13 protein-coding genes are annotated in these 23840 nt (G+C 61.0%); 6 read left to right on the top strand and 7 right to left on the bottom strand.

Annotated elements, in window-relative coordinates; genetic code table 11:
- Both FHX03_RS24940 and FHX03_RS24935 read right to left on the bottom strand, forming a co-directional pair.
- The coding region (locus FHX03_RS24940) for an extracellular solute-binding protein (RefSeq protein ID WP_409565155.1) at positions 1 to 576 on the bottom strand (576 nt) is incomplete at its 3' end.
- 47 nt (positions 577 to 623) lie between these two features.
- Positions 624 to 1706, bottom strand: coding sequence for an ABC transporter ATP-binding protein (locus FHX03_RS24935; protein ID WP_183855938.1), 1083 nt, complete (start codon positions 1704 to 1706; stop codon positions 624 to 626).
- A 238-nt stretch (positions 1707 to 1944) separates the two neighbouring features.
- Here FHX03_RS24935 and FHX03_RS24930 point away from each other — a divergent pair, with 238 nt between their 5' ends.
- The 5 genes from FHX03_RS24930 (at position 1945) to FHX03_RS24910 (ending at position 16195) form a co-directional block, all read left to right on the top strand.
- Positions 1945 to 3342 carry a PLP-dependent aminotransferase family protein gene (locus FHX03_RS24930; protein WP_183855936.1) on the top strand — a complete coding sequence of 466 codons (1398 nt, stop codon included), beginning with the start codon at positions 1945 to 1947 and terminating at the stop codon, positions 3340 to 3342.
- A 1-nt stretch (position 3343) separates the two neighbouring features.
- Positions 3344 to 4636 carry an NAD(P)/FAD-dependent oxidoreductase gene (locus FHX03_RS24925; RefSeq protein ID WP_183855934.1) on the top strand — a complete coding sequence of 431 codons (1293 nt, stop codon included), beginning with the start codon at positions 3344 to 3346 and terminating at the stop codon, positions 4634 to 4636.
- Between the two features lie 259 nt (positions 4637 to 4895).
- Positions 4896 to 12788: a beta strand repeat-containing protein gene (locus FHX03_RS24920; protein ID WP_183855931.1), complete on the top strand. Its 7893-nt coding sequence runs from the start codon at positions 4896 to 4898 to the stop codon at positions 12786 to 12788.
- Between the two features lie 182 nt (positions 12789 to 12970).
- Positions 12971 to 15040 (top strand): glycosyl transferase, encoded by a 2070-nt coding sequence (locus FHX03_RS24915; RefSeq protein WP_409565153.1) that lies wholly within the window; start codon positions 12971 to 12973, stop codon positions 15038 to 15040.
- A 6-nt stretch (positions 15041 to 15046) separates the two neighbouring features.
- Positions 15047 to 16195 carry a UDP-galactopyranose mutase gene (locus FHX03_RS24910; protein ID WP_183855928.1) on the top strand — a complete coding sequence of 383 codons (1149 nt, stop codon included), beginning with the start codon at positions 15047 to 15049 and terminating at the stop codon, positions 16193 to 16195.
- A gap of 36 nt (positions 16196 to 16231) precedes the next feature.
- Here the strand turns inward: FHX03_RS24910 and FHX03_RS24905 are convergent, their stop codons facing one another.
- The 5 genes from FHX03_RS24905 to FHX03_RS24885 form a co-directional block, all read right to left on the bottom strand.
- A complete protein-coding gene (locus FHX03_RS24905; RefSeq protein ID WP_183855926.1) occupies positions 16232 to 17209 on the bottom strand; it encodes an ABC transporter ATP-binding protein in 978 nt (325 codons plus the stop codon).
- A gap of 3 nt (positions 17210 to 17212) precedes the next feature.
- Positions 17213 to 18040, bottom strand: coding sequence for a carbohydrate ABC transporter permease (locus tag FHX03_RS24900; RefSeq protein WP_183855924.1), 828 nt, complete (start codon positions 18038 to 18040; stop codon positions 17213 to 17215).
- Positions 18037 to 18915, bottom strand: coding sequence for a carbohydrate ABC transporter permease (locus FHX03_RS24895; protein ID WP_183855922.1), 879 nt, complete (start codon positions 18913 to 18915; stop codon positions 18037 to 18039). Before FHX03_RS24895 ends, FHX03_RS24900 begins: the two co-directional genes overlap by 4 nt.
- A 67-nt stretch (positions 18916 to 18982) precedes the next feature.
- Complete coding sequence (locus FHX03_RS24890) at positions 18983 to 20266, bottom strand: ABC transporter substrate-binding protein (protein ID WP_183855920.1); 1284 nt, start codon at positions 20264 to 20266, stop codon at positions 18983 to 18985.
- Positions 20267 to 20303: 37 nt separating this feature from the next.
- Positions 20304 to 22622 carry an alpha-L-rhamnosidase gene (locus FHX03_RS24885; RefSeq protein WP_183855919.1) on the bottom strand — a complete coding sequence of 773 codons (2319 nt, stop codon included), beginning with the start codon at positions 22620 to 22622 and terminating at the stop codon, positions 20304 to 20306.
- A gap of 144 nt (positions 22623 to 22766) precedes the next feature.
- Between FHX03_RS24885 and FHX03_RS24880 the strand changes: the two genes are divergently transcribed.
- The gene (locus tag FHX03_RS24880; RefSeq protein ID WP_183780279.1) at positions 22767 to 23825 is read left to right on the top strand and encodes a LacI family DNA-binding transcriptional regulator; all 1059 of its coding nucleotides are present in this window, start codon (positions 22767 to 22769) and stop codon (positions 23823 to 23825) included.
- Positions 23826 to 23840: the final 15 nt, after the last annotated feature.

Here is a 23840-nt window from a genome sequence, read left to right as displayed (position 1 = left end):
ACCCGCTGGCGTCCCGAGCACGTCGTAGACCTCAGACGGTTTGACGCCGTCGGCGATCAAAGCGAATTCCAGCGTGGTCTTCGGCGACTTGCGCAAGGCGCGCGGACCGGGGAATTTGGCGGTGTCGAAGAGATCGGCCATGGTCGTCGGCCCGCCATTCGGGAACTTTGCGGCGTCATAGGCATAGATGGTGCCGAAGACGATGGTGGCGACCGCGCAATCCATCGCCGCGCCGTCGATGAAGGCGTCCTTGCCTCCGAGTTTCGAATAGTCGATCGTCTCAAGCCAGCCTTCGTCGCAGCCTTGCAGTGCATGGCTGGGTTCGACGTCGACGATGTCCCAGGTCACCTGGCCGGTCTCGACCATGCCTTTCAGCTTGGCGGTCGAGCCGTCCCACTCGTCCTGGAGAATCTTGGTGCCGGTCTGCTTGGCGAATGGCTTGAAAAAGGCCTCCTCCTGGCTCTTCGTATAGGCGCCGCCCCAGGATGTGACGGTCAGCGTATCCTCGGCAAATGCTGCTCCCGCGGTTGCAAGAGCCATGACGGAACTGAGAAACATGCAGTTTAAACGCATCATGGTGGTTCCCCTTTTTGTTGCTGCGTTACGAAAGAATGAGCACTGGGTCAGGAGAGTGCGAGCGCGCGGCAATCCTCCGGCGCCCAGCCGATGACGGTGCTGGAGCCGAGCGACCGAACCGGAATATCCTGTGCGGCGGCGACCTTTATAAAAACGTCGTCACAGCCGCAGGCGGCGACACGTAACCGCACATGATCGCCGTGATAGATGATTTCCTTGAGCATGGCGGTGAACCGGTTCGGAATGTCGGCACCAGGTGTCAGCTGAATTCGCTCGGGCCGTAAGACCAGGGTTGCCCGTGCGCCTTCCTTCAGCCCTTCTCCGGCTTGGCCGGTGATGATTGAACCGTCGGGCGAGCGAAGCCGGCAGAGGGCATTATCGATTGCGACGACTTCACCCGATATCGCATTGTTCTCGCCGACGAAGGTTGCGACGAAGGGATTTGCCGGCGCCTCGTAGAGCGCATGCGGGGCCGCGATCTGCTGCAGGATGCCATCATTGAACACACCGACCCGATCCGACATGGTCAGCGCCTCTCCCTGGTCGTGGGTGACGTAGACGACATTGATGCCGAGGCGGGCATGCAGGTGTTTGATCTCGAGCTGCATATGTTCGCGAAGCTGCTTGTCGAGCGCACCGAGCGGCTCGTCCATCAGCACGAGCTGCGGCTCGAAGACCAGCGCGCGGGCAAGCGCGATGCGCTGCTGCTGTCCGCCCGAAAGCTGGTTGGGCCGCCGCGCTTCGAAACTCGCCATGCGCACCATGTCGAGCGCGCGGCGAACCCGTTCGGCAATCTCCACCTTGCCGAGCCGGCGCATCTTCAGGGGAAAGGCGACATTTTCGCCGACCGTCATATGCGGGAAAAGGGCATAATTCTGGAAGACCACGCCGATATTACGGCGATGCGGCGGAACGCTGTCGATCCTGCTGTCGGCCAGAGTAATGGTCCCGCTGCTCGGAGCCTCGAAGCCGGCCAGCATCATCAGCGTCGTGGTCTTGCCGGATCCGGAAGGGCCGAGAAGGGTCAGAAACTCGCCTTTTGCGACGTCGAGATCCAGACCGCGCACGACATAGCTGACGCCGTCATAGGATTTACGCACGCCTTCGAAAGCAATGAAGCGCTCGCTCATGAATTCCTCCTGTTTGCACCGGCCGGGTCCCTGCCTCTTTGTCTCGATGCTAGGCCATATTGTCTCGGTCAATTTCCGTTTGTCAAGCCACACAAATAATTTTGTATGGCGACGGTCGAAGGCCTCGAAAACACTGGGAAAGCGTGTTATGTCGCAAGAAATCATGCTGAATCGTAGAGCCAACGATCAACTGGGCCGCGCCAAGCTAACGGAATTCTACACGGATTGCAGGAATTGTATGTCTGAACGATCGGAACTGAGCCAGACAAACCAGGAGCGGGAAACGCGCATGCCGGCCTATCTCGAACTCGCAAGCGAGCTCGAGGCGCGAATCCGCTCGGGCGCCCTGCCGCCCGGCAGCCAACTCCCACCGCAACGCGATCTCGCACGGGAGCGCTCGCTTAACGTCTCCACAGTCACGCGCGCTTACCGCGAATTGCAGAACCTCAATCTTGTCATGGGCAGCACCCGGCGCGGTACGATCGTCACAGGCGACGGCGCCATGCCGCGGGTCGATCGGGCGGCGAGCCCTGCCGGGGTCATCGACCTGACGGTCAACCGAACGGCCATCGACGATTTCCAGCAGCGTCTCGCCCAATCCCTGCCGGATCTTTCGTCCGATCCGCGCTTCCGCCAGATGCAGGAGTACCAGCCGCCGGAAGGGCCGGCCTGGGCGCGCCTTGCTGCGAGAAAATGGATATCGCTCAACGGCTTCGACCCGTCCGAAGACGATATCGTCGTCACCAGCGGCGCCCAGCACGCTCTTCTCGCTGTCATCAGCAGCCTGATCGAGCCCGGCGACACGATCGTCTGCGATCGGCTGACCTATTACGGACTGATTGCGCTTGCCCAGATGTTCCGCTTCCACATTATCGGCATCGGAAGTGACGAACAGGGCATGTCGGCGGCGGAGCTCGACGATATCTGCAGCCGGGAGCCGGTGCGCGCCGTCTTCACGGTTCCGTCGATGCACAATCCGACCGTCGTCACCATGAGCGAGGCGCGTCGGAAGGAATTGGTCGAAGTCGCGGAAAAGCATGATCTCGTCATCATCGAGGACGATGTCTATGGACCGATGCTCGGGACCCGGGCAAGCGCCCTGATCACGCTCGCTCCGGCCAGGACCTACCATATCTCGGCGCTTTCCAAGGCCTTGGCGCCGGGTCTGCGCGTCGGCTATCTCACTTGCCCGCCCGGCCGTGCGCTGCTCTCCGCGGAGGCGGTACGTACGACCGCCTGGATGCCTTCGCCGCTGCCGCTGCTGCTTGCCACCCGCTGGCTGGAGGACGGCACGGCTGAAGCGATCCTGAAGGCCCAGCTTGCAGAGCTGCGCGCCCGCCATGCGATCGTGACGACGATCCTGGCCGGCCACTCTTTCTCCGCCGATCCGCGCTGCATGTTCCTCTGGCTCAGACTGCCGGCGCCATGGCGCTGCGAGGATTTCGCCGCCAATCTGCGCGCCCATGGCGTTGCCGTCATGGCTGCCACCGCCTTTGCCTGTGATCGCCAGCCCGTCGAACATGCCGTGCGCGTCAATGTCGGCTGCGCATCGTCGCGGGAGGAACTGGCAACGGCCCTGCGTATCATCGCCGCGACGCTGAACGACCGTCCCCGCGCTCTGGCCGGCCTGGTCTAGGATGAACAGGCCGCTCCCCGAGCTTCAGCCCTTGCCCGACGCCGAGCGCCGGCATGTGGCTGTTGTCGGCGCGGGATTGGTCGGCCTCTGCTCGGCCCTCTGGCTGCAGAGAACGGGGCATCGGGTCACGATGATCGATCCGGCACCGCCACTGGACGATGCATCCTACCGGCAGGCATGTTCCTATGGAAACGCCTGCACCTTTGCGCCGCACGGCGTCGTTCCCGTCGCAACGCCAGGCGTCATTTGGCGTGTGCCGGGAATGCTGCTCAATCCCCTCGGTCCTCTGGCGATTGTCTGGAGATACCTGCCGCAACTGGCGCCGTGGCTCTGCGCCTTCCTGGCATCGAGCACGAAAGCCGAGGTCGAGCGCATCGCCACGACACTGGCGGCGCTGCTGTCCCATGCCGATGCCGCCTGGCAGCCGCTTGTGATGCAGGCAGGCGCCGAACGGCTGAAGCGGCATGACGGCTGCCTCTATCTCTACAAGACCGAAGCGCAATTCCAGGCGGCCGATGCCGAATACGCGCTGCGTCAACGCCATGGCGTCGCCATGGAGCAGCTCAGCCGCGCCGATATCCAAAGCCTGGAGCCCAATCTTGCGCCGCTCTATCATAAGGGCGTGCTGTTCCGGGACGCCTATGTGTTTTCGAGCCCCAGGCAGCTCGCCTTCGCGCTGGCGCAAGCGCTCGTCTATGGCGGAGGAGAGATCATCCGCGGCGAAGTCTCGGCAATCAAGCAACGTAACGACGGCATCGGTCTCAGGATCGCGGGCAAGGCAATGCTTGCCGACCACGCCGTCCTGGCCGCCGGCGCTCATTCCCGCAAGCTTGCGGCATCGGCAGGCGATCATGTCCTGCTCGATACCGAGCGCGGTTATCACGTTCTGTTCCGGCAGGCGGGCGATCTTCTGTCGCGCCCGGTCTGCTATCCCGAACATGGCTTCTACATGGTGCCGATGTCGGATGGATTGCGTGCCGCGGGTACCGTCGAACTCGGCGGGCTTGCCGCTCCCTTGAACCCCAGGCGGACGGCGATGATCCGTGACGGCGTGAAAATGCTGCTGCCGGCCGCCGGACAGGGCAGCGACGAGTGGCTGGGTTTCCGGCCGTCCATGCCGGATTCGCTGCCGGTTATCGGCGGCTCCCGCCGCTTGCCCCGCCTCACCTATGCCTTCGGCCACGGCCATCTCGGCCTGACGCTGTCGGCCTTGACCGGCTATCTCGTGTCTCAGCTCGTTGCCGGGCAGGATCCGGTCATCGACCTGGCGCCACTGCGTCCTCACAGGTTCTGAGCCATTATCGCGTCCGCGTCTTTTCAGACGCGCAGAGGACGCTCAAATCATTTGAATCGCTGAATATTGACGGCTTCCGGTTGGGTCGGGACCACGCCTTGAGCAGGGCCGCGGCGTGAAAAATCACAGCTTCACGCAAGCCAGCCAACCTAGGCTGGCAGCGATTGTGGGGACATTCATTTTTTCGATTCGGGAAGACGGCTTAGCCAAGCTGCGGCCTTCCGGTCCTATTCATATTGGCTACTGAAAGAGTCTTGCCATGACTTCGATAGTTTCTTCCTACAGTCTCACTCAGATCAAGTCGCTTTCGACGGCGGCCGTTGCTGCCTGGACGACGGAAGACGTGGCAACTCTTTCAACGAAGCAGATCAGTGTCCTCTCGTCGGCTCAAATCGCCGCATTGGATACCGAAGATGTAGAGGTCCTCAGCTCTCAGCAGCTGAGCGCGATTTCGCAAGGTGCCGTTTCCGGCCTCACGCTTGATCAATTGGCCGTACTGTCGACATCGGCCATCGAAAGTTTCACCTCCCTGCAGATCGCCGCAATCACGACCAAGCAGATCAGCGCGCTGACGACGGCGCAAGCAGAGGCTTTAACATCATCCCAGGTCGGCGCCCTCAGTTCGCTGCAGATTGCGGCTCTGAGCACTGCGGATGTGACAATGTTTTCGACCGCCGATATGGCGGCAATTATCAGCAAAGCGATAACAGGCCTGTCGACATCAGCGGTTGCGGCTCTTTCGACGGACCAGGTCGCCGCTCTAAGCACCGGCGCCATTTCCAATCTTACGACCGCTCAGATCGCGGCCATGGGAACGGCGCAGATTGGCGCCCTTGCGACTGCGCAGATCGCTGCACTCAAAGCCGCGCAAATCGCCGGCATGAGCACGAACGCTATCACGGAGCTTTCGACCGCGCAGATTGCTGCCTTGAGCACCGGCGCGACCGCCAGCCTGAACACGGCTCAAGTCGCTTCCTTGAGTACGGCGCAAGCCGAGGCGCTCAGCTCCGATCAAGTGAAAGCACTGACTTCACTTCAGCTGTCCATCCTGGGCGCGGACGACATTGCTACATTTTCCACCGCAGATATTGCGGCGATCACGGTTTCTGCCGTTTCGGGCCTGTCGACTTCAGTTCTTTCCTCTCTGTCGACGGACCAGGTTGCGGCCCTGAGCACCGCCGCCGTCTCCGGCCTGACGACAGCTCAGATAGACGCGTTGAGCACGGCACAGATCGGCGCCCTGACGACGGCGCAAGTTACGGCCCTTAAGGCGACGCAGATTGCGGTCATAGGCACGAACGATATCGCGGTGCTGACAACCGGACAGATTACCGCCATCAGCAAGGCTGCCATTTCCGGTTTGACGACGGTCCAGATCGCTGCTTTGAGCACAATGCAGATCTCTGCTTTGACGACAACTCAGGTCGCCGCACTAAAAGCGACGCAAACAGCGGTCTTGAGCACGGACGAGATCTCGGCGCTTTCAACAGCGCAGATCGCTGCCCTCAGTCTGAGCGGCGTATCGGGCCTTGCCACGGGGCAGATCGGCACACTCACGACAACGCAGGTGGAAGCGCTGACGACAGCACAGGTCGCCGCTTTGACTTCGACCCAGATGTCCGCCTTGGGAACGGACGATGTCGCCAGCCTCTCGACTGACGACATTGCGGCGATCACCAGTGTCGCGATATCGGGCCTGAGCACGGCTGCGGTCGTCGCTCTCTCGACGGCTCAGGTCGTCGCTTTGAGCTTGAAAGGAATTGCTGGTCTAAGCACTGATCAGATTGCCGTCCTGACCACGGAGAAGACGGGCGTTTTGACCACGGCGCAGATCGCCGTGCTGAGCTCCAAGCAGATTGCGGCGCTGGGCACGGATGAAGTCGCGACGCTTTCGACCGCGCAGGTGGCCGCCCTGAGCACAGCCGGCGTCAAAGGGCTCACGACCGGCCAGATCGCCGCGTTGAGCACGCAGCAGGCCGAAGCTTTGACGAAAGCACAGATTGCGGGGCTGAGCTCGACGCAGCTTTCCGTATTGTCTGCCGACGACATCGCCACGTTCTCCACCGCGGAAATAGCAGCGATCACCAGTAGTGCCATAGCCGGATTGAGTACCGGCGTTGTCGCATCTCTCTCCCCTGATCAAATCGCCGCGCTCACTGCTAGCGCCGCTGCCGGACTGACGACGAGCCAGGTTGCAGCACTTTCAGCCACGCAAATTGCCGCCCTGAGTTCAGCTGCCGTTGCAAGCTTGACGGCAGGCCAGATCTCGAGCCTGAGCACCGCACAGGTTACGGCGTTGACGATCACCCAGGTCAGCGCGTTGAAAGCAGCGCAGATTGCGGCCATGACGACGGGTGACGTTTCGGTCCTTTCAAGCGCACAGATCGCTGCACTCACCACAAGCGCGATCGCAAGCCTGACCACCAGTCAAGTTGCGGCCGCAAGCACGGCACAGATTGCGGCGCTATCGTCTACCCAGATCAAAGCGTTGGGTTCGACGCAACTCGCTGCCCTCAGTTCGGAGGACCTGGCGACCTTTACGACCGATGAAATGGCGGCGATTTCCAGCAAAGCCGTCAGCGGCTTGACGACCGGCCACATTGCATCGCTTTCCACTGATCAGGTTGCCGCGCTGGCGACGAGTGCGATCACGGCCCTGACGACCGATCAGATCTCAACTCTGAGCATCGCTCAACTGGCAGGTCTGACGACCAGCCAGATTGCAGCATTGAGTTCGACTCAAACGGCAGTCCTGACGGCGAACGATTTAGCGGCTTTCTCAACCGCGGACATGGCGGCACTTGCCAGCAATGCCATAAAAGCTTTGAGCACGGACGTTATCGCGTCTCTTTCCACCAGCCAGATTGCCGCCCTGAGCACGAGCGTAGTTGCGGCCTTGACCACCGGTCAGGTTGCCACCTTGAGAACCGATCAGGTCTCGGCGCTGGCTCCAACGCAAATTGCGCTTTTGACGTCGAACCAGGTCGCAGTTCTCGACACGGGCATCATCGCATCCCTCTCCACTGCGCAGATCGCAGCGCTTAGTGCATCCGGCGTCCTGGGCCTGACCACCGATCAGATTTCGGCTTTAAGCACTGTTCAGACCGAGGCATTGACGGCTGCCCAGATCGCCAAGCTGAGTTCCACCCAGGTCTCTGCGCTCGGAGCCGACGATATTGCGACCTTCACAACCGCCGAAATCGCCGCAATCTCGAACAAGGCCGTCACGGGCTTGGGCACGAAGGTCATTGCAGCCCTTTCGACAAATCAGATCGCCGCGTTGAGTGCGGCCGGCATCGCCGGATTGACCACGAACCAGATCACCGCGCTGAGCACAGCGCAGATTGCCACCATGCCCGCAGCATGGATGACGGCTCTGAGCTCAACCCAGATTGCTGCATTTGATACCGGCGTCATTGATTCTCTATCGACTGCCCAGGTCGCTGCCATAAGCACATCAGGCATTACCGGTTTGACGACCGATCAGGTCAATGCGCTGAGCATAACGCAGATCGCGGCTTTGACGACAAGCCAGGTCGCGGCCCTGAAATCCGCCCAGCTCTCCGCTCTGGGAACGGATGATATCGCCGCGATGTCCGCTGCCGACATTGCGGTGATCAGTTCAACCGCGATATCGGGATTATCGACGGCCGCGATTAAAGCTCTATCGGCCAGCCAGATTGCCGCTCTGAGCACGGCGGGCGTTGCCGGGCTCAGCACCACGCAAATTGACGCGTTGAGTACGGGTCAGGTCGATGCCCTGCTTACGAACCAGATTGCGGTCTTAAGCTCATCGCAAATTGCCACAATGGATGCAGATGTTGTCGCTTCGCTCTCCACTGCACAAATTGCCGCCCTCAGCACATCCGGCATTGCCGGCCTGACAACGACACAGATTGACGCATTGGGCACTGCGCAGGCCGAAGCACTCACTGCCTCGCAGGTGAAGGTCCTCAATTCGACCCAACTTGCTGCGCTCAGCACGGAAGACATCGCCACCTTTTCGACTGCCGACATCGCTGCGATTTCGAACAAAGCGGTGTCGGGCCTCGGCACTTCAGTCATTTCAACGCTCTCGACCGCTCAGATCGCGGCCCTAAGCACGACCACCGTTAAAGCCTTGTCGACCGATCAGGTTGCCGCACTCGGCGCGGCGCAGCTTGCCGCCCTCGCGACGACGCGTATCGCGGCGCTGAGTTCGGTCCAGGTAGCAGCTCTCAGCACGACAATTGTCGCGTCGCTTGCCACAGATCAGATCGCAGCCCTTAGTACGGCGGGGATTTCCGGCTTGAGCACCGATCAAGTCAATGCCTTGAACAGCGCGCAGGTCGCCGCACTCACGACGAGCCAGGTCGCGGCATTGAGTTCCGCGCAGGTGGGCGTGTTGACCACGGACGACATAGCCGCCTTCTCGACTGCGGATGTCGCAGCAATCGGTTCGACCGCCATTTCCGCCCTGTCCAGCGCGGCCATCGCCGCCTTGTCGACGGCTCAGATCGCCGCCATCAGTGCCGCTGGCGTCATTGGCATAACGAGCGATCAGATTCTCGCTTTGAACAGCAGCCAGATAAGCGCCCTGACGACCAAGCAGATGGCGGCCTTGAACTCGACGCAGGTCTCCGTCCTGAGCCCGAGCGCTGTGGCGGCCCTTTCAACCGCACAGATTGTGGCCCTGAGCAGCGCCGGCATTGCCGGATTGACCACAACGCAGATCGCGGCCTTGAGCACCGGCCAGGCCGAAGCTCTGACTTCGGCCCAGGTGGCGGCCCTTAGCTCCAAGCAAATAGGCAGCCTGAGCGCGGCCGATATCGCCACGTTTTCGACCAAAGAAATCGCGGCAATCGGATCGGGCGCCGTTTCCGGCCTGTCGACGGACGCTATTGCAACCTTGTCGACGACACAGGTAGCAGCCCTCAGCGCATCCGGCGTTACCGGCCTGACCACTCAGCAGATCAGCGCGTTGAGTACCGGCCAGCTTCAGGCTCTGACAACAACGCAGATCGCCTCCCTCAGTTCGGCTCAGCTTTCGGTGCTGACGACCGCCGATATAGCGGCTTTGTCAACCAGGAGCATCGCGGCAATCGGTTCCGGCGCTATATCCGGCCTGTCCACGGCGGTCGTATCGGCCCTGTCGACGGATCAGATTGCAGCTTTCAGCACTTCAGGCGTTTCCGGCCTGACCACCAAGCAGATCGCTGCCCTGAGCACCGATCAAGCCGAGGCATTGACGAGCACCCAGGTCGCGGTGCTCAGTTCAACGCAACTTTCAGGACTGCCGACCGCCGATATAGCGGCCTTCTCGACCCAGGATATCGCCGCAATCGGTTCCAGTGCCATATCCGGCCTGTCCACCGCGGCGATTGCGGCATTGACGACAGCCCAGATTGCCGCGCTCAGCACGTTGGGGATCTCCGGCCTGTCCACTAGGCAGATCGCTGCCTTGGACACCAGTCAGGCCAAAGCTCTGCTTGGCAAGCAGCTTGCGGCTCTGAGTTCCACGCAGGTCAGAGCACTCAGCACCGCCGATATCGCTGCGATGTCGACTGCGCAAATCGCAGCGCTCAGCACCTCCGGCATAGTCGGTCTCAGCAGTCTGCAAATTTCCGCTCTGAGGACTGCTCAGGTGCAAGCCCTGACGACGGCACAGATCCGCGTTCTCGGCTCAACGCAAGTCGCCGCCCTGCCGACCGCCGATATTGCGGTCCTGACAACTGCGCAGATTGCTGCACTTGGCAGCGTCGGCATTGCGGGTCTGACCAGCGTTCAGATCGCGGCGTTGAGTACCGACCAGGCCGAGGCCCTGACATCGGTTCAGGTCGCCTCTTTGAGTTCGGCGCAAATTGCGGCCTTGGACGCCGCCAATCTGCAAACCTTTTCGACAGTTGATATCGCGGCAATCAGTTCAAGCGCCATTTCTGGCCTGTCAACGACCACTGTCGCCGCCTTCTCGACGGAGCAGGTTTCGGCGCTCGGCACGGCCAGCGTTGCCGGCTTGACCACAGCGCAGATTGCGGCGCTCGGCACCACGCTGGTGGCAGCCTTGACGACAAGCCAGATCGGCGTTCTCGGCTCCAAGCAAGTCGCTGCCCTGAGTACCGCCGATATCGCGGCTCTGTCGACCGCGCAGGTTGCGGCTCTTAATACCGGTGGTGTTTCCGGTCTGACGACGGTGCAGATCGCGACCTTGAGCACCAACCAGGCAGAAGCTCTGACCTCAGCCCAGGTCGGCACGTTGACCTCGACCCAGATAGCGGTTTTGGGAGCCGATGATCTGGAAACCTTCTCGACCGCGGATATCGCGGCCATCACAAGCGCAATATCGGGTTTGTCGACGAGCACGATCGCGGCCCTCTCGACGAGCCAGATTGCCGCGCTGAGCACGACCGGCATTGCCGGTCTGACCACGGCGCAGGTGTTCTCGCTGAACTCCGAGCAGTTGGAAGTTTTGACCACCGCTCAGATTGGCGCCCTCAGTTCCAAGCAGACTGCGATAATCGGGACGACCGGCATTGCAGCGCTCTCTACCGCTCAGATTGCCGCACTCAGCACAGCTGGTATTGCCGGCTTGACCACCGATCAGATCGCCACGCTCAGCGCCGACCAGGCCGAGGCCCTGACATCTGTCCAGGTCGGCATCCTGACGTCCAAACAAATGGCAGGCCTTGGGACCGACGATCTCGAAACCTTCTCGACCGCCGATATCGCAGCGATTGGCTCGCTTTCGATAACGGGCTTGTCCACCGCTGTGATCGCAGCCCTGTCGACCGCGCAGATCGCCGCGCTGAGCACCGCCGGCATCACAGGTTTGACCACCGATCAACTCGGAGCGCTCGGCACGGATCAGGCGGCGGCATTGACGCCCACGCAAGTCGCAGTTTTCAGTTCGTCGCAGATTGCGGCTCTCGGAACTGCTGCACTTGAAGCTCTATCGACGGCCGACATTGCGGCGATCAGCGCGACCGGCATATCGGGCCTGTCGACTGCTACTGTCGCAGCGCTGACGACGGCCCAGATTGCGGCTCTGGGAACAAAGGGCATTGCAGGATTGACGACGGCGCAGGTTGCCGCGCTCAGCACCGATCAGGTCGAGGCTCTAACGACCGCACAGATCGGGGCACTCGGCTCCAAGCAGATTGCCACGTTGAGCACTGACGATCTGACGGTCCTGTCTACGGCACAGATCGCGGCCTTGAGCACGGCCGGCATCACCGGCCTGAGCAGCGCTCAGGTTGCTGCTCTGAGCGTGGACCAGGTCGCTGCCCTTTCGAGCACTCAAATCGCCGCGTTGAGTTCGGCAGGCATCGCCGGCCTGAGCATGTCCGACCTTGCGACTTTCTCGACCGCCGATATCGCAGCGATCGGTTCCGGCGCCATACAGGGTCTGTCCACGGCTTTTGTTGCGTCGCTATCGACGGCCCAAATCGCCGCGCTGGCGACGGGCAGTGTCGCTGGCCTGAGCAGTGCTCAGATCGGAGCTCTCGGGGTCGAACAGTTCGAAGCGCTTTCAACAACCCAGATCGCAGCATTGAGTTCGTCTGGAGTTGCGGGATTGACCACGGCGGATCTGGAGACCCTCTCTACCACAGAGTTTGCAGCAATCCGCTCGGACTCGATTCAAGGCTTGTCGACCGCGGTCGTCGCAGCCCTCACCAACGACCAGGTCGCGACCTTGACGACGGCCCAGTTTGCCTCGCTGACCCACAACCAGATAGCGGCAATGAGCACCGATCAGATCGTTGCTCTGTCCACCGCGCAGATCGCCGTCTTGAACGCGCTGCAGGTCGCCGCGCTGGATCCTGGCGACATCGCCGTCTTCACGACGGATGACATCGCCGCCTTGAGCTCGAATGCGATAGCGGGATTGACCACAAGCGTCATCACTTCGCTGACAACGGAACAAGCCGAAGCCCTGACGTCAGCCCAAGTCAGCGGGCTGACGTCGGTGCAAGTTGCGGCGTTGACGACACAGGAGGTCGCGACCTTCTCGACCAAGGACATTGCCGCGTTCAGTTCGAGCGGCATAGCGGGACTGTCTACGCAAGACATTGCCAGCATGTCGAGCACGCAGTTGGATGCTCTGATGAAGTCGCAGATGGGGTATCTGAGTTCGGATCAGATAGCGGCCGTCATCTCGGCCTATCTTACGGCGTAAGCGCAATCCCGTGTAGCGTCCAACCCGAGCGCGTCGGGGTAGTTCCTCGTCGATCTCGAGCGATGGTCCCAAACCAGCCTGCACGCAGCGCTCGACACATGTTTAGAGCAAGCTAACCCGGTTAACCGTCTTTAGCCATTCGCAAATGGTTGCAATGCCGGCCGTCGATTCGTGGGATGTCCATGGTTACCAACGATGCATCAGTTCAAATTCCAGTTCCATCTCTTGCCGGAATATTGGAGCTTGCGCGCACCCAGCGCCTTTCCTTCACCGAGCTATTTCAGTTCGCCGAAGGCCGGAGCGCCGCCGGACGAATGTTGGAGGCGGCAGAGGTCTACAAGGTCTGGATCGCATTCAACGACGCCCATCCGTTCCTGCACCTCGTCTATTTCAATTATTCCGTCACTCTGCGGCAGCTGGGCGATGTTTCGGGATCGATTCATGCATTGCGCGCATGCTTGAAACTTGAGCCGCGTTTCGGGCCGGCACACATCAATCTTGGCCGTGCGTTGGAAGACAGCGGCATCGCCGCGGGAGCAATTCTGCAATGGCGCAGCTTCGTGGAGATGACCGGGGAGATAACGGCTGACGCGCTTACGCATCGCCTCTTGGCGCTTCAGCACGTCGGACGCGTCATGGAAAATGCAGGTCTCCTGGAGGAAGCCGAAACCGCGTTATGGCAAGCAATGGAACTGCGGCCCGACAAGACCGAAGCCGGGCAGCATTGGAGTGCGCTGCGCCAGCGCCAGTGCAAGTGGCCAACGCTCGCGCCATCGGACCATGTCTCCATGCGTCAACAACTCGACGCCATGTCGCCGCTGGCGCTTGCCTGCTTTTCCGACGATCCCTTGTTCCAGCTCGCCAAGGCCGACCGCTACAACAAGGCTTTCGTCGGGCGTCCGGATACCAGCGGCTTCCCGCGCAAGGTGGCGAAGCAGAAGACGGGAACCGGTCAGCGACTTCGCGTGGGCTATGTGTCCTCGGATCTGCGCGACCACGCTGTCGGCTTTGCGCTCAGAGAAGTTCTGGAGCTGCATAACAAGCATAGTGTTGAAATCTACGCTTATTATTGTGGCGAGCCGGTAGAAGGAGATGCGACCCAGCTGCGCATGAAAGCTGCCGTCGATTGCTGGCGCGACATTGCAGCACTTGGCGATGCGGAAGCTGCAAGGCAGATCGCCGACGACGACATCGACATTCTTGTCGATGTCAACGGTTACACCAAGCATGCGCGAACAAAGATCCTTGCCTATCGGCCGGCACCGGTCGTGGTCAATTTTTGCGGTTATCCGGGAACGATGGGCAGCCCGTTCCACCACTATATCATCGCAGACGAGCACATCATCCCGCCGGAGAACGAGATCTATTACTCGGAAAAAGTTCTCCGGATTCCCTGCAGCCAGCCGGTCGATCGTAAGAGGGTGATTGCCGAAAGGCCGTCACGAGCGGAAGCGGGGCTGCCGGAAGGCGCTTTCGTTTTTGCCTGCTTCAACGGCACGCAGAAAGTCACGCAAGAAACGTTTGCCCATTGGATGAAAATTCTCCTTGCGAAGCCTGGCAGCGTGCTCTGGCTGCTCGCTGGAAGTGACGATGTGGATCAACGTCTGCGCCAGGCGGCCGAGAATGCCGGTGTCGCGGCCGAACGTCTCATTTTCGCGCCCAAGGCGCCGAATGCAAAACATCTTGCCCGGATCGGACTCGCCGATCTGTTCCTCGACACGTTTCCCTATGGAGCACACTCGACGGCAGCTGACGCCCTGACCGTTGGGCTGCCTGTCCTCACATTCCCCGGCAAGAGTTTTGCAGCACGCTTCTGCCACAGCATTGTTGCCGCCGCCGGCGTTCCGGAACTGATCTGCTCGGGCCCGCAAGCCTATATCGAAAGCGCTATCGGCTTTGCAAACGACCCCAAGAGCCTCGAGAAGATCAGGGAATCCTTGCGCGCAAAACGGGAGACCTCCGCATTGCGCGACATTCCGGCGCTCGCTTCTCGGCTTGAAGAACTTTTCTGGCAGATGCAGGCAGAATGCGAACGCGGCGAAACGCCGGTGCCGGACCTACGCAATCTGGACATTTATTATGACATCGGGGTGGAACTCGTTCAGGAAAATATCGCCTTTTCGGACGATCGGGCCTACAGGCAGGCTTACCGCAACAAGCTGATCGAGTGGCACAATCATGCGCCTTTTCCGCCCGACAGCCGAATGGCAGCGGAGGGGTTTGCGGCAGCCTGCGCAACTGGAAAGAGCTGATCGGGAATGCCCCGGATTAAAAAGATTGCCGTTGTCGGTGCCGGCTTCTCAGGGGCGGTCATCGGGCGTGAACTCGCCCTGGCAGGTCACCAGATCGATGTCTTCGACACGCGAAGCCATATTGCCGGAAATTGCCATACGGAGCGCGACCCCGCCACCGGCGTCATGGTTCATGTCTACGGCCCGCACATCTTTCACACGGACGACCAAGAAGTCTGGGATTATGTGAACCGCTTTCAGACATTCCTGCCCTATAAAAACCGTGTCAAGACGACGAGTTCAGGGCAGATCTATTCCTTGCCCATCAATCTTCACACGATCAATCAGTTTTTTGGCAAGGCGTTCAGGCCCGAGGAGGCGCGGGCGTTCATCGACGAATGCGCGGACAAGACCATAGGGGATCCGAAGACTTTCGAGGAGCAGGCGCTGCGCTTCGTCGGCAAGGACCTCTACCAGGCGTTCCTCAAAGGATACACACAGAAGCAATGGGGATGTTCTCCAGCCGAGCTTCCGGCTTCCATCCTGAAACGGCTACCGGTCCGTTTCAACTACGACGACAATTATTTCTTCCATAAACATCAGGGAATGCCGGAACACGGCTATACCGAGATGATCGGGCGAATTCTCGACCACACAAATATAGCAGTTCATCTGGAAACACGGTTTCACAGCGGTCTCCGCAAGGACTTCGACCACATATTCTATTCCGGTCCGCTCGACGGCTATTTCGACTATGAATATGGCCGTTTGGGATATCGTACGCTGGATTTCGAGCGCTTTACCTATGAGGGTGACTATCAGGGGTGCGCGGTCATGAACTACGGGGACGTTTCGGTACCCCATACGCGTGTGACGGAACATAAGCATCTGTCCCCATGGGAAGACCATTCCGGCTCGGTCTGTTATCGAGAGTTCTCCAGGGCCTGTGGTCCGGACGACATTCCCTACTATCCGATCCGCCTGATGGAGGAAAAAGAGCAGCTTGCCCAATATGTGGCAAGATCCTTGCGGGAGGCCGCCGTCACCTTTGTGGGCCGGCTCGGGACATACCGCTATCTCGACATGGACGTCACGATCCGCGAGGCGCTGGACACGGTACGGCTATATCTATCCGCCGGGGCCGCGATGCCGGCATTCCTGCATCGGCCGCTCTAGCTAATTTACGCTCCTCGAGGGGGCTTGGTTTCCCCCTCAAAACCGATGCTCCGCTCCATCGACCGGATTTGCCCAGATCGTCATGCCAGGTGCAAACGGTGTCTCGCCTTCGGCGCGCACGACCATTTCTCCCAAATCGGGAACGTCGAGGTAGAGGATCGCGTCGGCGCCGAGCCGTTCCACATGCCGGATCGTGCCCTGCCATTGTCCGGCATCTTGCGAGAGTTTGATATGTTCCGGGCGCACGCCGTAGGTCGTGCAGTTGAATCGCCGCGCCGTCTCGCCGCCATAGAGGTTCATCTTCGGGCTGCCGATGAAGCCGGCGACGAAGGGTGTGGCGGGATTGCGGTAGAGTTCCATCGGGCTGCCGATCTGCTCAACCGCCCCGCCGTTCAGGACGACGATCTTGTCGGCCATCGTCATGGCTTCGACCTGATCGTGGGTGACATAGATCATCGTCGATTTCAGCCGAGCGTGGAGATCGGCGATCTCGAGGCGCATCTGGGCTCTGAGCGAAGCGTCGAGATTGGAAAGCGGCTCGTCGAACAGGAAGACTTTGGGGTCGCGCACGATCGCGCGGCCGATGGCGACGCGCTGCCTCTGGCCGCCGGAGAGCGCCTTCGGCTTTCTCTGCAGGAGGTGAGTGAGCTGCAGCGTTTCGGCGGCTGCGTTGACCCTGGCTGTGATTTCCGCCTTCGGACGGCGGGCGAGCGAAAGTCCGAAGCCGATATTCTCGGCAACCGTCATATGCGGGTAGAGCGCATAGCTCTGGAACACCATGGCGATGCCGCGCTCGGAGGGTTCGGCATGGGTCACATCCTTGCCGCCGATCGTCAGAACGCCCGACGTCGTCTCCTCCAGACCGGCGATGATGCGCAGCAGCGTCGATTTTCCGCATCCCGACGGGCCGACGAAAACGACGAACTCGCCGGAGGCAACCTCCAGATCGATGCCTTTGATGACCTCGAGGGCGCCGAAGCTCTTGCGGACCTGTTTCAGAGTGAGCTCAGCCATTTTCTAGCCTTTGACCGCGCCTGATGTCATGCCCGCGACGATCTGCCGGTTGAAGAAGATGAAGACGATCAGCGGGGGGATCGTCACGAGCAGGATATTCATGAAGAGCAGGTTGTACTGGCTCGTGTACATGCTCTGGAAATTATAGAGCGTCAGTTGCACCGTGACGTTCTCCTTGCCGGGAAGGTAATAAAGCGGGTTGGTGAAATCGTTGAAGATCGCGATCGACTGCACGACGATATTCGTTACCGTCACCGGTTTCAGAAGCGGCAGGATGACCCTGAAGAAGATCTGCCGCGGCTTGGCGCCGTCGATCAGCGCCGCTTCGTCGAGATCGCGCGGTATGGTCGAGATGAATGACCGGTAGAGCAAGATCGAAAAGGAGAGATTGTAGGCGACCTGGATCAGGATCATTCCGGTCATGGTCTTGAAGAGACCGATCTCCTGCAAAAGGTCGATGGTCGGCACGACGGCCGGCGGCATCATCAGACCCATGAACAGCGCAACCGAAGCCACCTTGTTCCAGACGGTCCTGCGGCGCTGCATCACATATCCGACCATCGCCGACAGCAGGAGCAGGATGCTGACGGAGACGACGGTGATCAGTGTCGAGTTGAAATAGGCCAGCGCGAGCTGGTAGTCGCGAGCCTTGAAGACGGCGGTCAGATTATCCCAGAACAGCCACTGCCCGGGCAATTCGAAATCGAGGCGGGAGGCTTCGGATTTCGATTTGACTGCCTGAAGAGCGACGAAAACGAAGGGCATCACGAAGATCACGGCCGCGACGGCCAGGGCGATCGCGCCGGTCACGTAAGGGCGGACGCTTCTCATTCTTCGACCTCGCGCCGGTTGAACCACAGGGAGATGGGCAGGATGATCACGGCGATCAGCGCAAACAGGATCACGTTTCCGGCGGTCGACAGCCCATAAAAACCGGCCTGGTACTGCTTGTAGATGACCGAGGCGATCACATCCGAGGAGAAACCCGGGCCGCCGCGGGTCATGGCCCATATCAGGTCGAACGAACGAAGCCCGCCGATCAGCGACAATGTCACCACGACGATAGTGGCGGGACGCACGAGCGGCAGGGTGATCCGGATAAATTGCTGAAGCCGCGTCGCGCCGTCTATTCTCGCAGCCTCATAATAATCGGGGCTGATCGCGGCGAGGCCGGCGATGAAGATCAGGGTCGCGAGGCCGACGCCCTTCCAGACATCGACCAGGGCCACCGAAAAAAGCGCGAGCGCCGGATTGGTGAGCCATCCCGGCCCCGGAATGCCGAGCGCTTCGAGTGTGACATTGATGATGCCCCTGGTCGGATGCATCATCACCGTGAAGGTGATGCCGATGCCGATCGTCGACACTAGGACGGGAAAGAAGACCAGCGTGCGCAGGAAGCCGCGGGCGAAAATATTGCTGGTCAGCAGCACGGCGAGCAACAGACCGCAGACCGTCTTCAGGCCCGACGTCGTCACGGCATAGATCAGCGTGTTGACGAGCCCCTGGATCAGGAAGGGTTCGGAAAAGAACTGACGGAAATTTTCGAGCCCGATGAATTCGGCCGTCGAAAGGTCCCAGCGCGTCAGGCTGAACCAGAGGGACGATACCGTCGGAACGAGAAACAGCACGCCGTATATGACGGCGGCAGGAATGAAGAACCACAGCGGATAGGGCGACTTGCGCGCGGGGCGGCGTGTCTCGATCATGACTCCCTCTTCGATCGGGTGAAGCCTCGCCCTTTGCGGGCGAGGCTGACTGGCCCGAAAGACCGCTCTACCAGTTGGGCAGGCCGAGCTGCTTGGCCTGCTTGCGCACATCCTCGTCATAGAGTTTCGCCGCCTCGGCGGGTTGGCGAATACCGGAGCCGACCTCAACGGTGATCTGCTCGAGCGCCGGTCCCTTGACGGGCGACACGAATTCCAAGGCGGGAGTCGTCTTGTCCTTGGCCTCGAAATAGGGAAGCATGTCCTTGATCGCAGGCGGCACGTCGGCCGGCAGATCGCAGCCGTCGACCAGGGAGGGGCCCTGGACCGCGTTGGTTTCCACCATGATCTTGCAGCCCTCGACGCTTCCGGCGAAGTCGACGAATTTTTTCGCTTCCTCGGTATGCTGGCTGGTCGCGGGAATGTAAAGGCCCGGCGGCATCCAGACCGTCAGGCCGTTCGTTGCCGCATCGTCGCTCGGCTGGGCGAAGAAGCCGACATCTGCGAGGTTTTCCGGATAATTCTGTTTGAGCGCACTGACCGCGAAGCTCAGCATCGGATAATGCGCCGCCTCGCCGGTCGATACCATTCTCAAGCCGTCGTCGTAGCTTGCCGCGCCGAAGTCTTCGTTCATCAGGCCGGCGTCGTGAACGTCCTTCAGCCGTTCGAAGCCCTTCATGGCCGCCGGCGTCTCCGCATATTTCGCCTTGTTGGCGGTATAGTCCGCGGCGAAATTCGGCACGGCGGCATGCAGATTGTAATAATCGGCCAGAACGAACAACTGCGAAGTCCAGGTATCGCGATAGGTCTGCGCCACGGCGACCTTGCCGGATGCCTTGACCTTGGCGTTGTTCGCCATGAAATCCGCCCAGGTCTTCGGAACGGAGAGGCCGAGATCCTGATAGATCTTCCTGTTGTAGAGGATCCCGCCGGCCATCGCCGTGCCGAAAGGAACGCCGTAGAGTTTATCGCCGGCGCTGACCACCGCCTTGAAGCTTTCGTCCACCTTTGCCTGTGACGGCAGGCCGCTCAGATCGACAAGTTTCTGCGTGGGCTTGAGCGCCTGTAAGAGCGAACCGGAATTATAGAGGAATACATCGGACATCTCCCCTGTCGCCAAGCGCGTCTTGATGATGTTGTCGCCCTCGCCGCCGCCCGGCCGCTGTTCGATTTCGATCGTCACGTCGGGCGCCTTGGTCTGATAGGCGGCAACCAGGGCCTCGGCTGCTGCGACCGTGTCGGGATTGTTGTCAATCAGGAAAGACAGCGTGGTTTCTGCATGCGATGGACCGGCCGCTGCCAACGCCAGAAGCGTGGATGCGCCCACAAGAATGCGCTTTATCCGATGTGTCATGACGTTCCTCCTCTGAACGGTGTGACGTTTATGCTCCTCAAAATCCGGGTAGAGAAAAGACCAGTTGGTGCGTTCCCGGGGGGAGAACGGCCTCCTCGCCGACGGGCTTTCCGTTCAGCGAGGGGTTCTGATGCCGCCGTCCGGGCCGGAAGCGGCCGATGCAGCCTTCCGGAAGGGTCAGCACATAGGTGACCTCGCTGCCGGTGCAATGCCAGCCGGCCTCGATGCGGCCCTGGCTGACGTCATGATAGGCCGCAACCGGCGAGAGGCCGGGGATCGGCGCGGGATCGACGATCACCTCGGCAAAGCCGGGCGCGCTCGGGTTCGGCGAAATTCCGGCGACGCATTCGAACAGCCACTGGCAGACGGCGCCATAGGCGTAGTGGTTGTAGCTGTTCATGTCGGGTTCGTAGATGGTGCCGTCAGGCGCCATCGAATCCCAGCGCTCCCAGATCGTCGTCGCCCCCTTCGAAACCTGATAGAGCCAGCCCGGCACATTCTCCTGCAGGAAGACCTTTTCGGCGAGATCGTCCATCCCGAGCTTCGTCAGAGCCGGCAGCAGGGCAGGGGTGCCGATGAAGCCGGTGCCGATCCGGTAATCGGCATCGATGACCACCTGCCGGAAATGCCGCCGGGCAGCCTCATGATGTTCCTGTGGGATCAGATTGTGCAGGAAGGCCAACGCATAGGATGTCTGGTCGTTGTGCGCGAGCCGCCCCGCGGGGGTGATGAACTCGTCGGCGAAAGCCCGCCGGATCTCGCCGGCGCGCCGCTTCATCTCGTCTTCAAGTTTTTGCTCGCCGAGAACGGCGGCGATCCTTGCAAGAAGGTCGGTGGAGATGAAGTGGTAGAGTGTGGCCGCGCAGTCGTCGGCAATCGTCGGACGCGGCTTGCGGTTGTCGCCGACCGGCTGCAGCCAGTCGCCGAAGGTAAAGCCGCGGGCGCCCCAATGCGACGGCGGATGCACGATCGGGCCATCCGAAATGGACCAGACGAAATCGACCCAGCGCACCATTGAGGCTAGGCATTCCGCCAGAACCGTCCGGTCGCCGTAATGGGTGTAAAGCACCCAGGGGATCACGACGATCGCATCGCCCCAGCCGGTCGAGCCCGCATAACCCGGAAAATTGGCGGGGTGCAGGCGCGTCGGGTCCGGCGAAAAATGCGAGACGGCGCCGTCCTCGCGCTGATCGGCCATCACATCGCGCAGATATTTCCTCAGGAACGACTGGCTGTCGCTCAGCCAGCAGGCGGTTGCGGCAAAGACCTGGGCGTCGCCGGTCCAGCCCAGGCGTTCGTCGCGCTGGGGGCAATCTGTGGGCACTTCGACGAAATTGGCGCGCTGCGACCAGATGGTATTCTGGACGAGGCGGTTGACGAGCGGATTGCCCGAGGTGAACCCGCCGGCCGGTTCCGGCACCGATGAGATCGGGATGGATGCGATTTCAAGAATCTTCGCATTTCCCGTGATCGTCACCCTGGCATAACGGAAGCCGTGGAAGGTAAAATGCGGCGCATAGGTCTCGTCGCCGTCGCCGCGCAATGTGTAGAGCGTGTGCGCCGCGGCCGTGCGATAGTTGCGATTGTCGAAATGCCGGTCGGGGCCGAGCACTTCCGAGTGCTCCACCCGCACTTCGGCACCGCCGACGCCACGGACTGTATATCTGACGTAGCCGCCGACGTTCTGGCCGAAATCATAGATCGTTCTGCCGTCGTCGGTCCAGCTTTCGACGGCGGCGAGCGGTTGCAATTCCCGCACCGCTGCCGTCTCATGCGCGACGAGCAGCGCCGTGTTGAACGGCAATCTTTCGGTGCCGTGCGTTTCCGTGGGATTTTCTAGCAGCGCGTCATAGATCTCGCCGAAATAGATCCCCGATTTCAGGATCGGCAGCCTGCCGCTGCGCCAGGTCGTGTCGGTGGAAAGAAGCACACCGCCCGGGCCAACCAGATCGGCGATGGCGCCGATCCTGTCGCCCCAGCAGTTCGGAATCGGCTTGGTGCCCCACATCAGGGGCGACCGGTACCATCCGTCGGCAAGCCAGATCTCGATGCGGTTGACGCCCGGTTTAAGCAGACTGGAAATGTCGTAGCGCTGATAGGCGATGCGATCGTCGTAATTCGTCCAGCCCGGCGTCAACAGGTCGTCGCCGACGCGCGCGCCATTGATGAAGCAGCGGTAAAGGCCGAGGGCGGAGATGAACAGTTCGACGGGAAGCCCGGCGCCATCATGTTCGAAGCTTTTGGAGACGAAGCTTGCGGCGGTTCCCTGGCCGCCGTCCGACAGGGGCGCGATCATCTCTCCCAACCAGGCGCGCGAAACGAGATTGCCGCTCATGGCTGCCGGCTGAAAGTTCATCAAATCCTCCCGATGAAATGTAGAACGTTCTCCATATAACGTTCTACATTTTCTTCGGAAGCGCAATAGAAATTTCATCGCCAGTCTGCCATGGTGGTTTCGCGGGCGATTAATGACGGCTCGCAGCCGCAAGCCAGAGAGTCCATGTCAGTCGAAGACAAACAGAAGCCGCAACGAAACGATCGCGTGACGATCCGAACAGTGGCAACCCATGCAGGCGTCTCGGTCGCAGCGGTTTCCAAGGTGATGCGAAACGCCTACGGCGTCAGTGAGGCGCTGCGCGCCAAGGTGACGGATGCCATCGAGACGCTCGGCTATCGTCCCTCGCGGGCAGCAAGAGGCCTGCGCGGCCGCAGTTTCACCATCGGCGTGCTGCTGATCGACATCCGCAATCCTTTCCTCCCGGAAGTGATCGCCGGCGTTAACGGGGTACTGGCGCCTTCGCATTATCAGGCGATGATCGGCGTCAGCGATGCGCGCGTGCAGCTGGAGACGTCGTTGATCGAGTCGATGATCGACTACAAGATGGACGGGCTCGTTCTCGTGGCGCCGCGCCTGCCCTCGGAAATCCTCGCCAAGTTCGCGGCTCAGATCCCGATCGTCGCGGTCGGCTACCACGATGCCGGCGCCACGGCCTTCGACACCGTCAATGCCGACGATCAGCGCGGCGCGGAGATCGCGGTGGAAGCGCTGCTTGCCTGCGGCTATCGCGACATCGAAATGCTCAGTCTCGGCGAGCGCGAAGGGCATGCGGTTTCCGTCGTCCGCCAGCGTGAGATCGGGTACCGCCGAGCGATGCAGCGCGGCGGGCTCGGCGCCTCCGCGCCGATCGGCAAAATTCCGATCGCCCCGCCGAAGCGGGAAGCCGCGATCCGAAAATTCCTCGCGAGGAAAGACAGGCCGCGCGCCGTATTCTGCTGGAGCGATCTCGACGCGATCACGCTGCTGAGCCTGGCGATGGAAATGGGCGTGCGCGTGCCCGAGGACCTCGCGGTCATCGGATATGACAATTCGTCGACCGCAGCCCTCGGCCTCGTCAATCTCGCCAGCATCGATCAGTCGGGCAGGGAGCTTGGCCAGATCGCGACGCGGGCCCTCATCTCCAGAATTGAAGGCCGCACCGCGGCCGAGCATATTCTCCAGATACCATCGCTCGTCAGCCGCAACAGTCTGATCGGGTCTGAGGACGCGAGACAAGGCTGATGCCGACCGAGCCGG

The organism is Rhizobium sp. BK456 (genome assembly GCF_014194045.1).
Taxonomy (GTDB): domain Bacteria; phylum Pseudomonadota; class Alphaproteobacteria; order Rhizobiales; family Rhizobiaceae; genus Rhizobium; species Rhizobium redzepovicii.
This window is presented reverse-complemented; position numbering and strand designations above follow the sequence as displayed.

Coding starts and splice junctions, on each gene's coding strand:
- FHX03_RS24905 (WP_183855926.1), bottom strand. CDS start 17,209: ATGGCTGAGCTCACTCTGAAACAGGTCCGCAAGAGCTTCGGCGCCCTC.
- FHX03_RS24895 (WP_183855922.1), bottom strand. CDS start 18,915: ATGATCGAGACACGCCGCCCCGCGCGCAAGTCGCCCTATCCGCTGTGG.
- FHX03_RS24900 (WP_183855924.1), bottom strand. CDS start 18,040: ATGAGAAGCGTCCGCCCTTACGTGACCGGCGCGATCGCCCTGGCCGTC.
- FHX03_RS24880 (WP_183780279.1), top strand. CDS start 22,767: ATGTCAGTCGAAGACAAACAGAAGCCGCAACGAAACGATCGCGTGACG.
- FHX03_RS24935 (WP_183855938.1), bottom strand. CDS start 1,706: ATGAGCGAGCGCTTCATTGCTTTCGAAGGCGTGCGTAAATCCTATGAC.
- FHX03_RS24915 (WP_409565153.1), top strand. CDS start 12,971: ATGGTTACCAACGATGCATCAGTTCAAATTCCAGTTCCATCTCTTGCC.
- FHX03_RS24920 (WP_183855931.1), top strand. CDS start 4,896: ATGACTTCGATAGTTTCTTCCTACAGTCTCACTCAGATCAAGTCGCTT.
- FHX03_RS24910 (WP_183855928.1), top strand. CDS start 15,047: ATGCCCCGGATTAAAAAGATTGCCGTTGTCGGTGCCGGCTTCTCAGGG.
- FHX03_RS24930 (WP_183855936.1), top strand. CDS start 1,945: ATGTCTGAACGATCGGAACTGAGCCAGACAAACCAGGAGCGGGAAACG.
- FHX03_RS24885 (WP_183855919.1), bottom strand. CDS start 22,622: ATGAACTTTCAGCCGGCAGCCATGAGCGGCAATCTCGTTTCGCGCGCC.
- FHX03_RS24890 (WP_183855920.1), bottom strand. CDS start 20,266: ATGACACATCGGATAAAGCGCATTCTTGTGGGCGCATCCACGCTTCTG.
- FHX03_RS24925 (WP_183855934.1), top strand. CDS start 3,344: ATGAACAGGCCGCTCCCCGAGCTTCAGCCCTTGCCCGACGCCGAGCGC.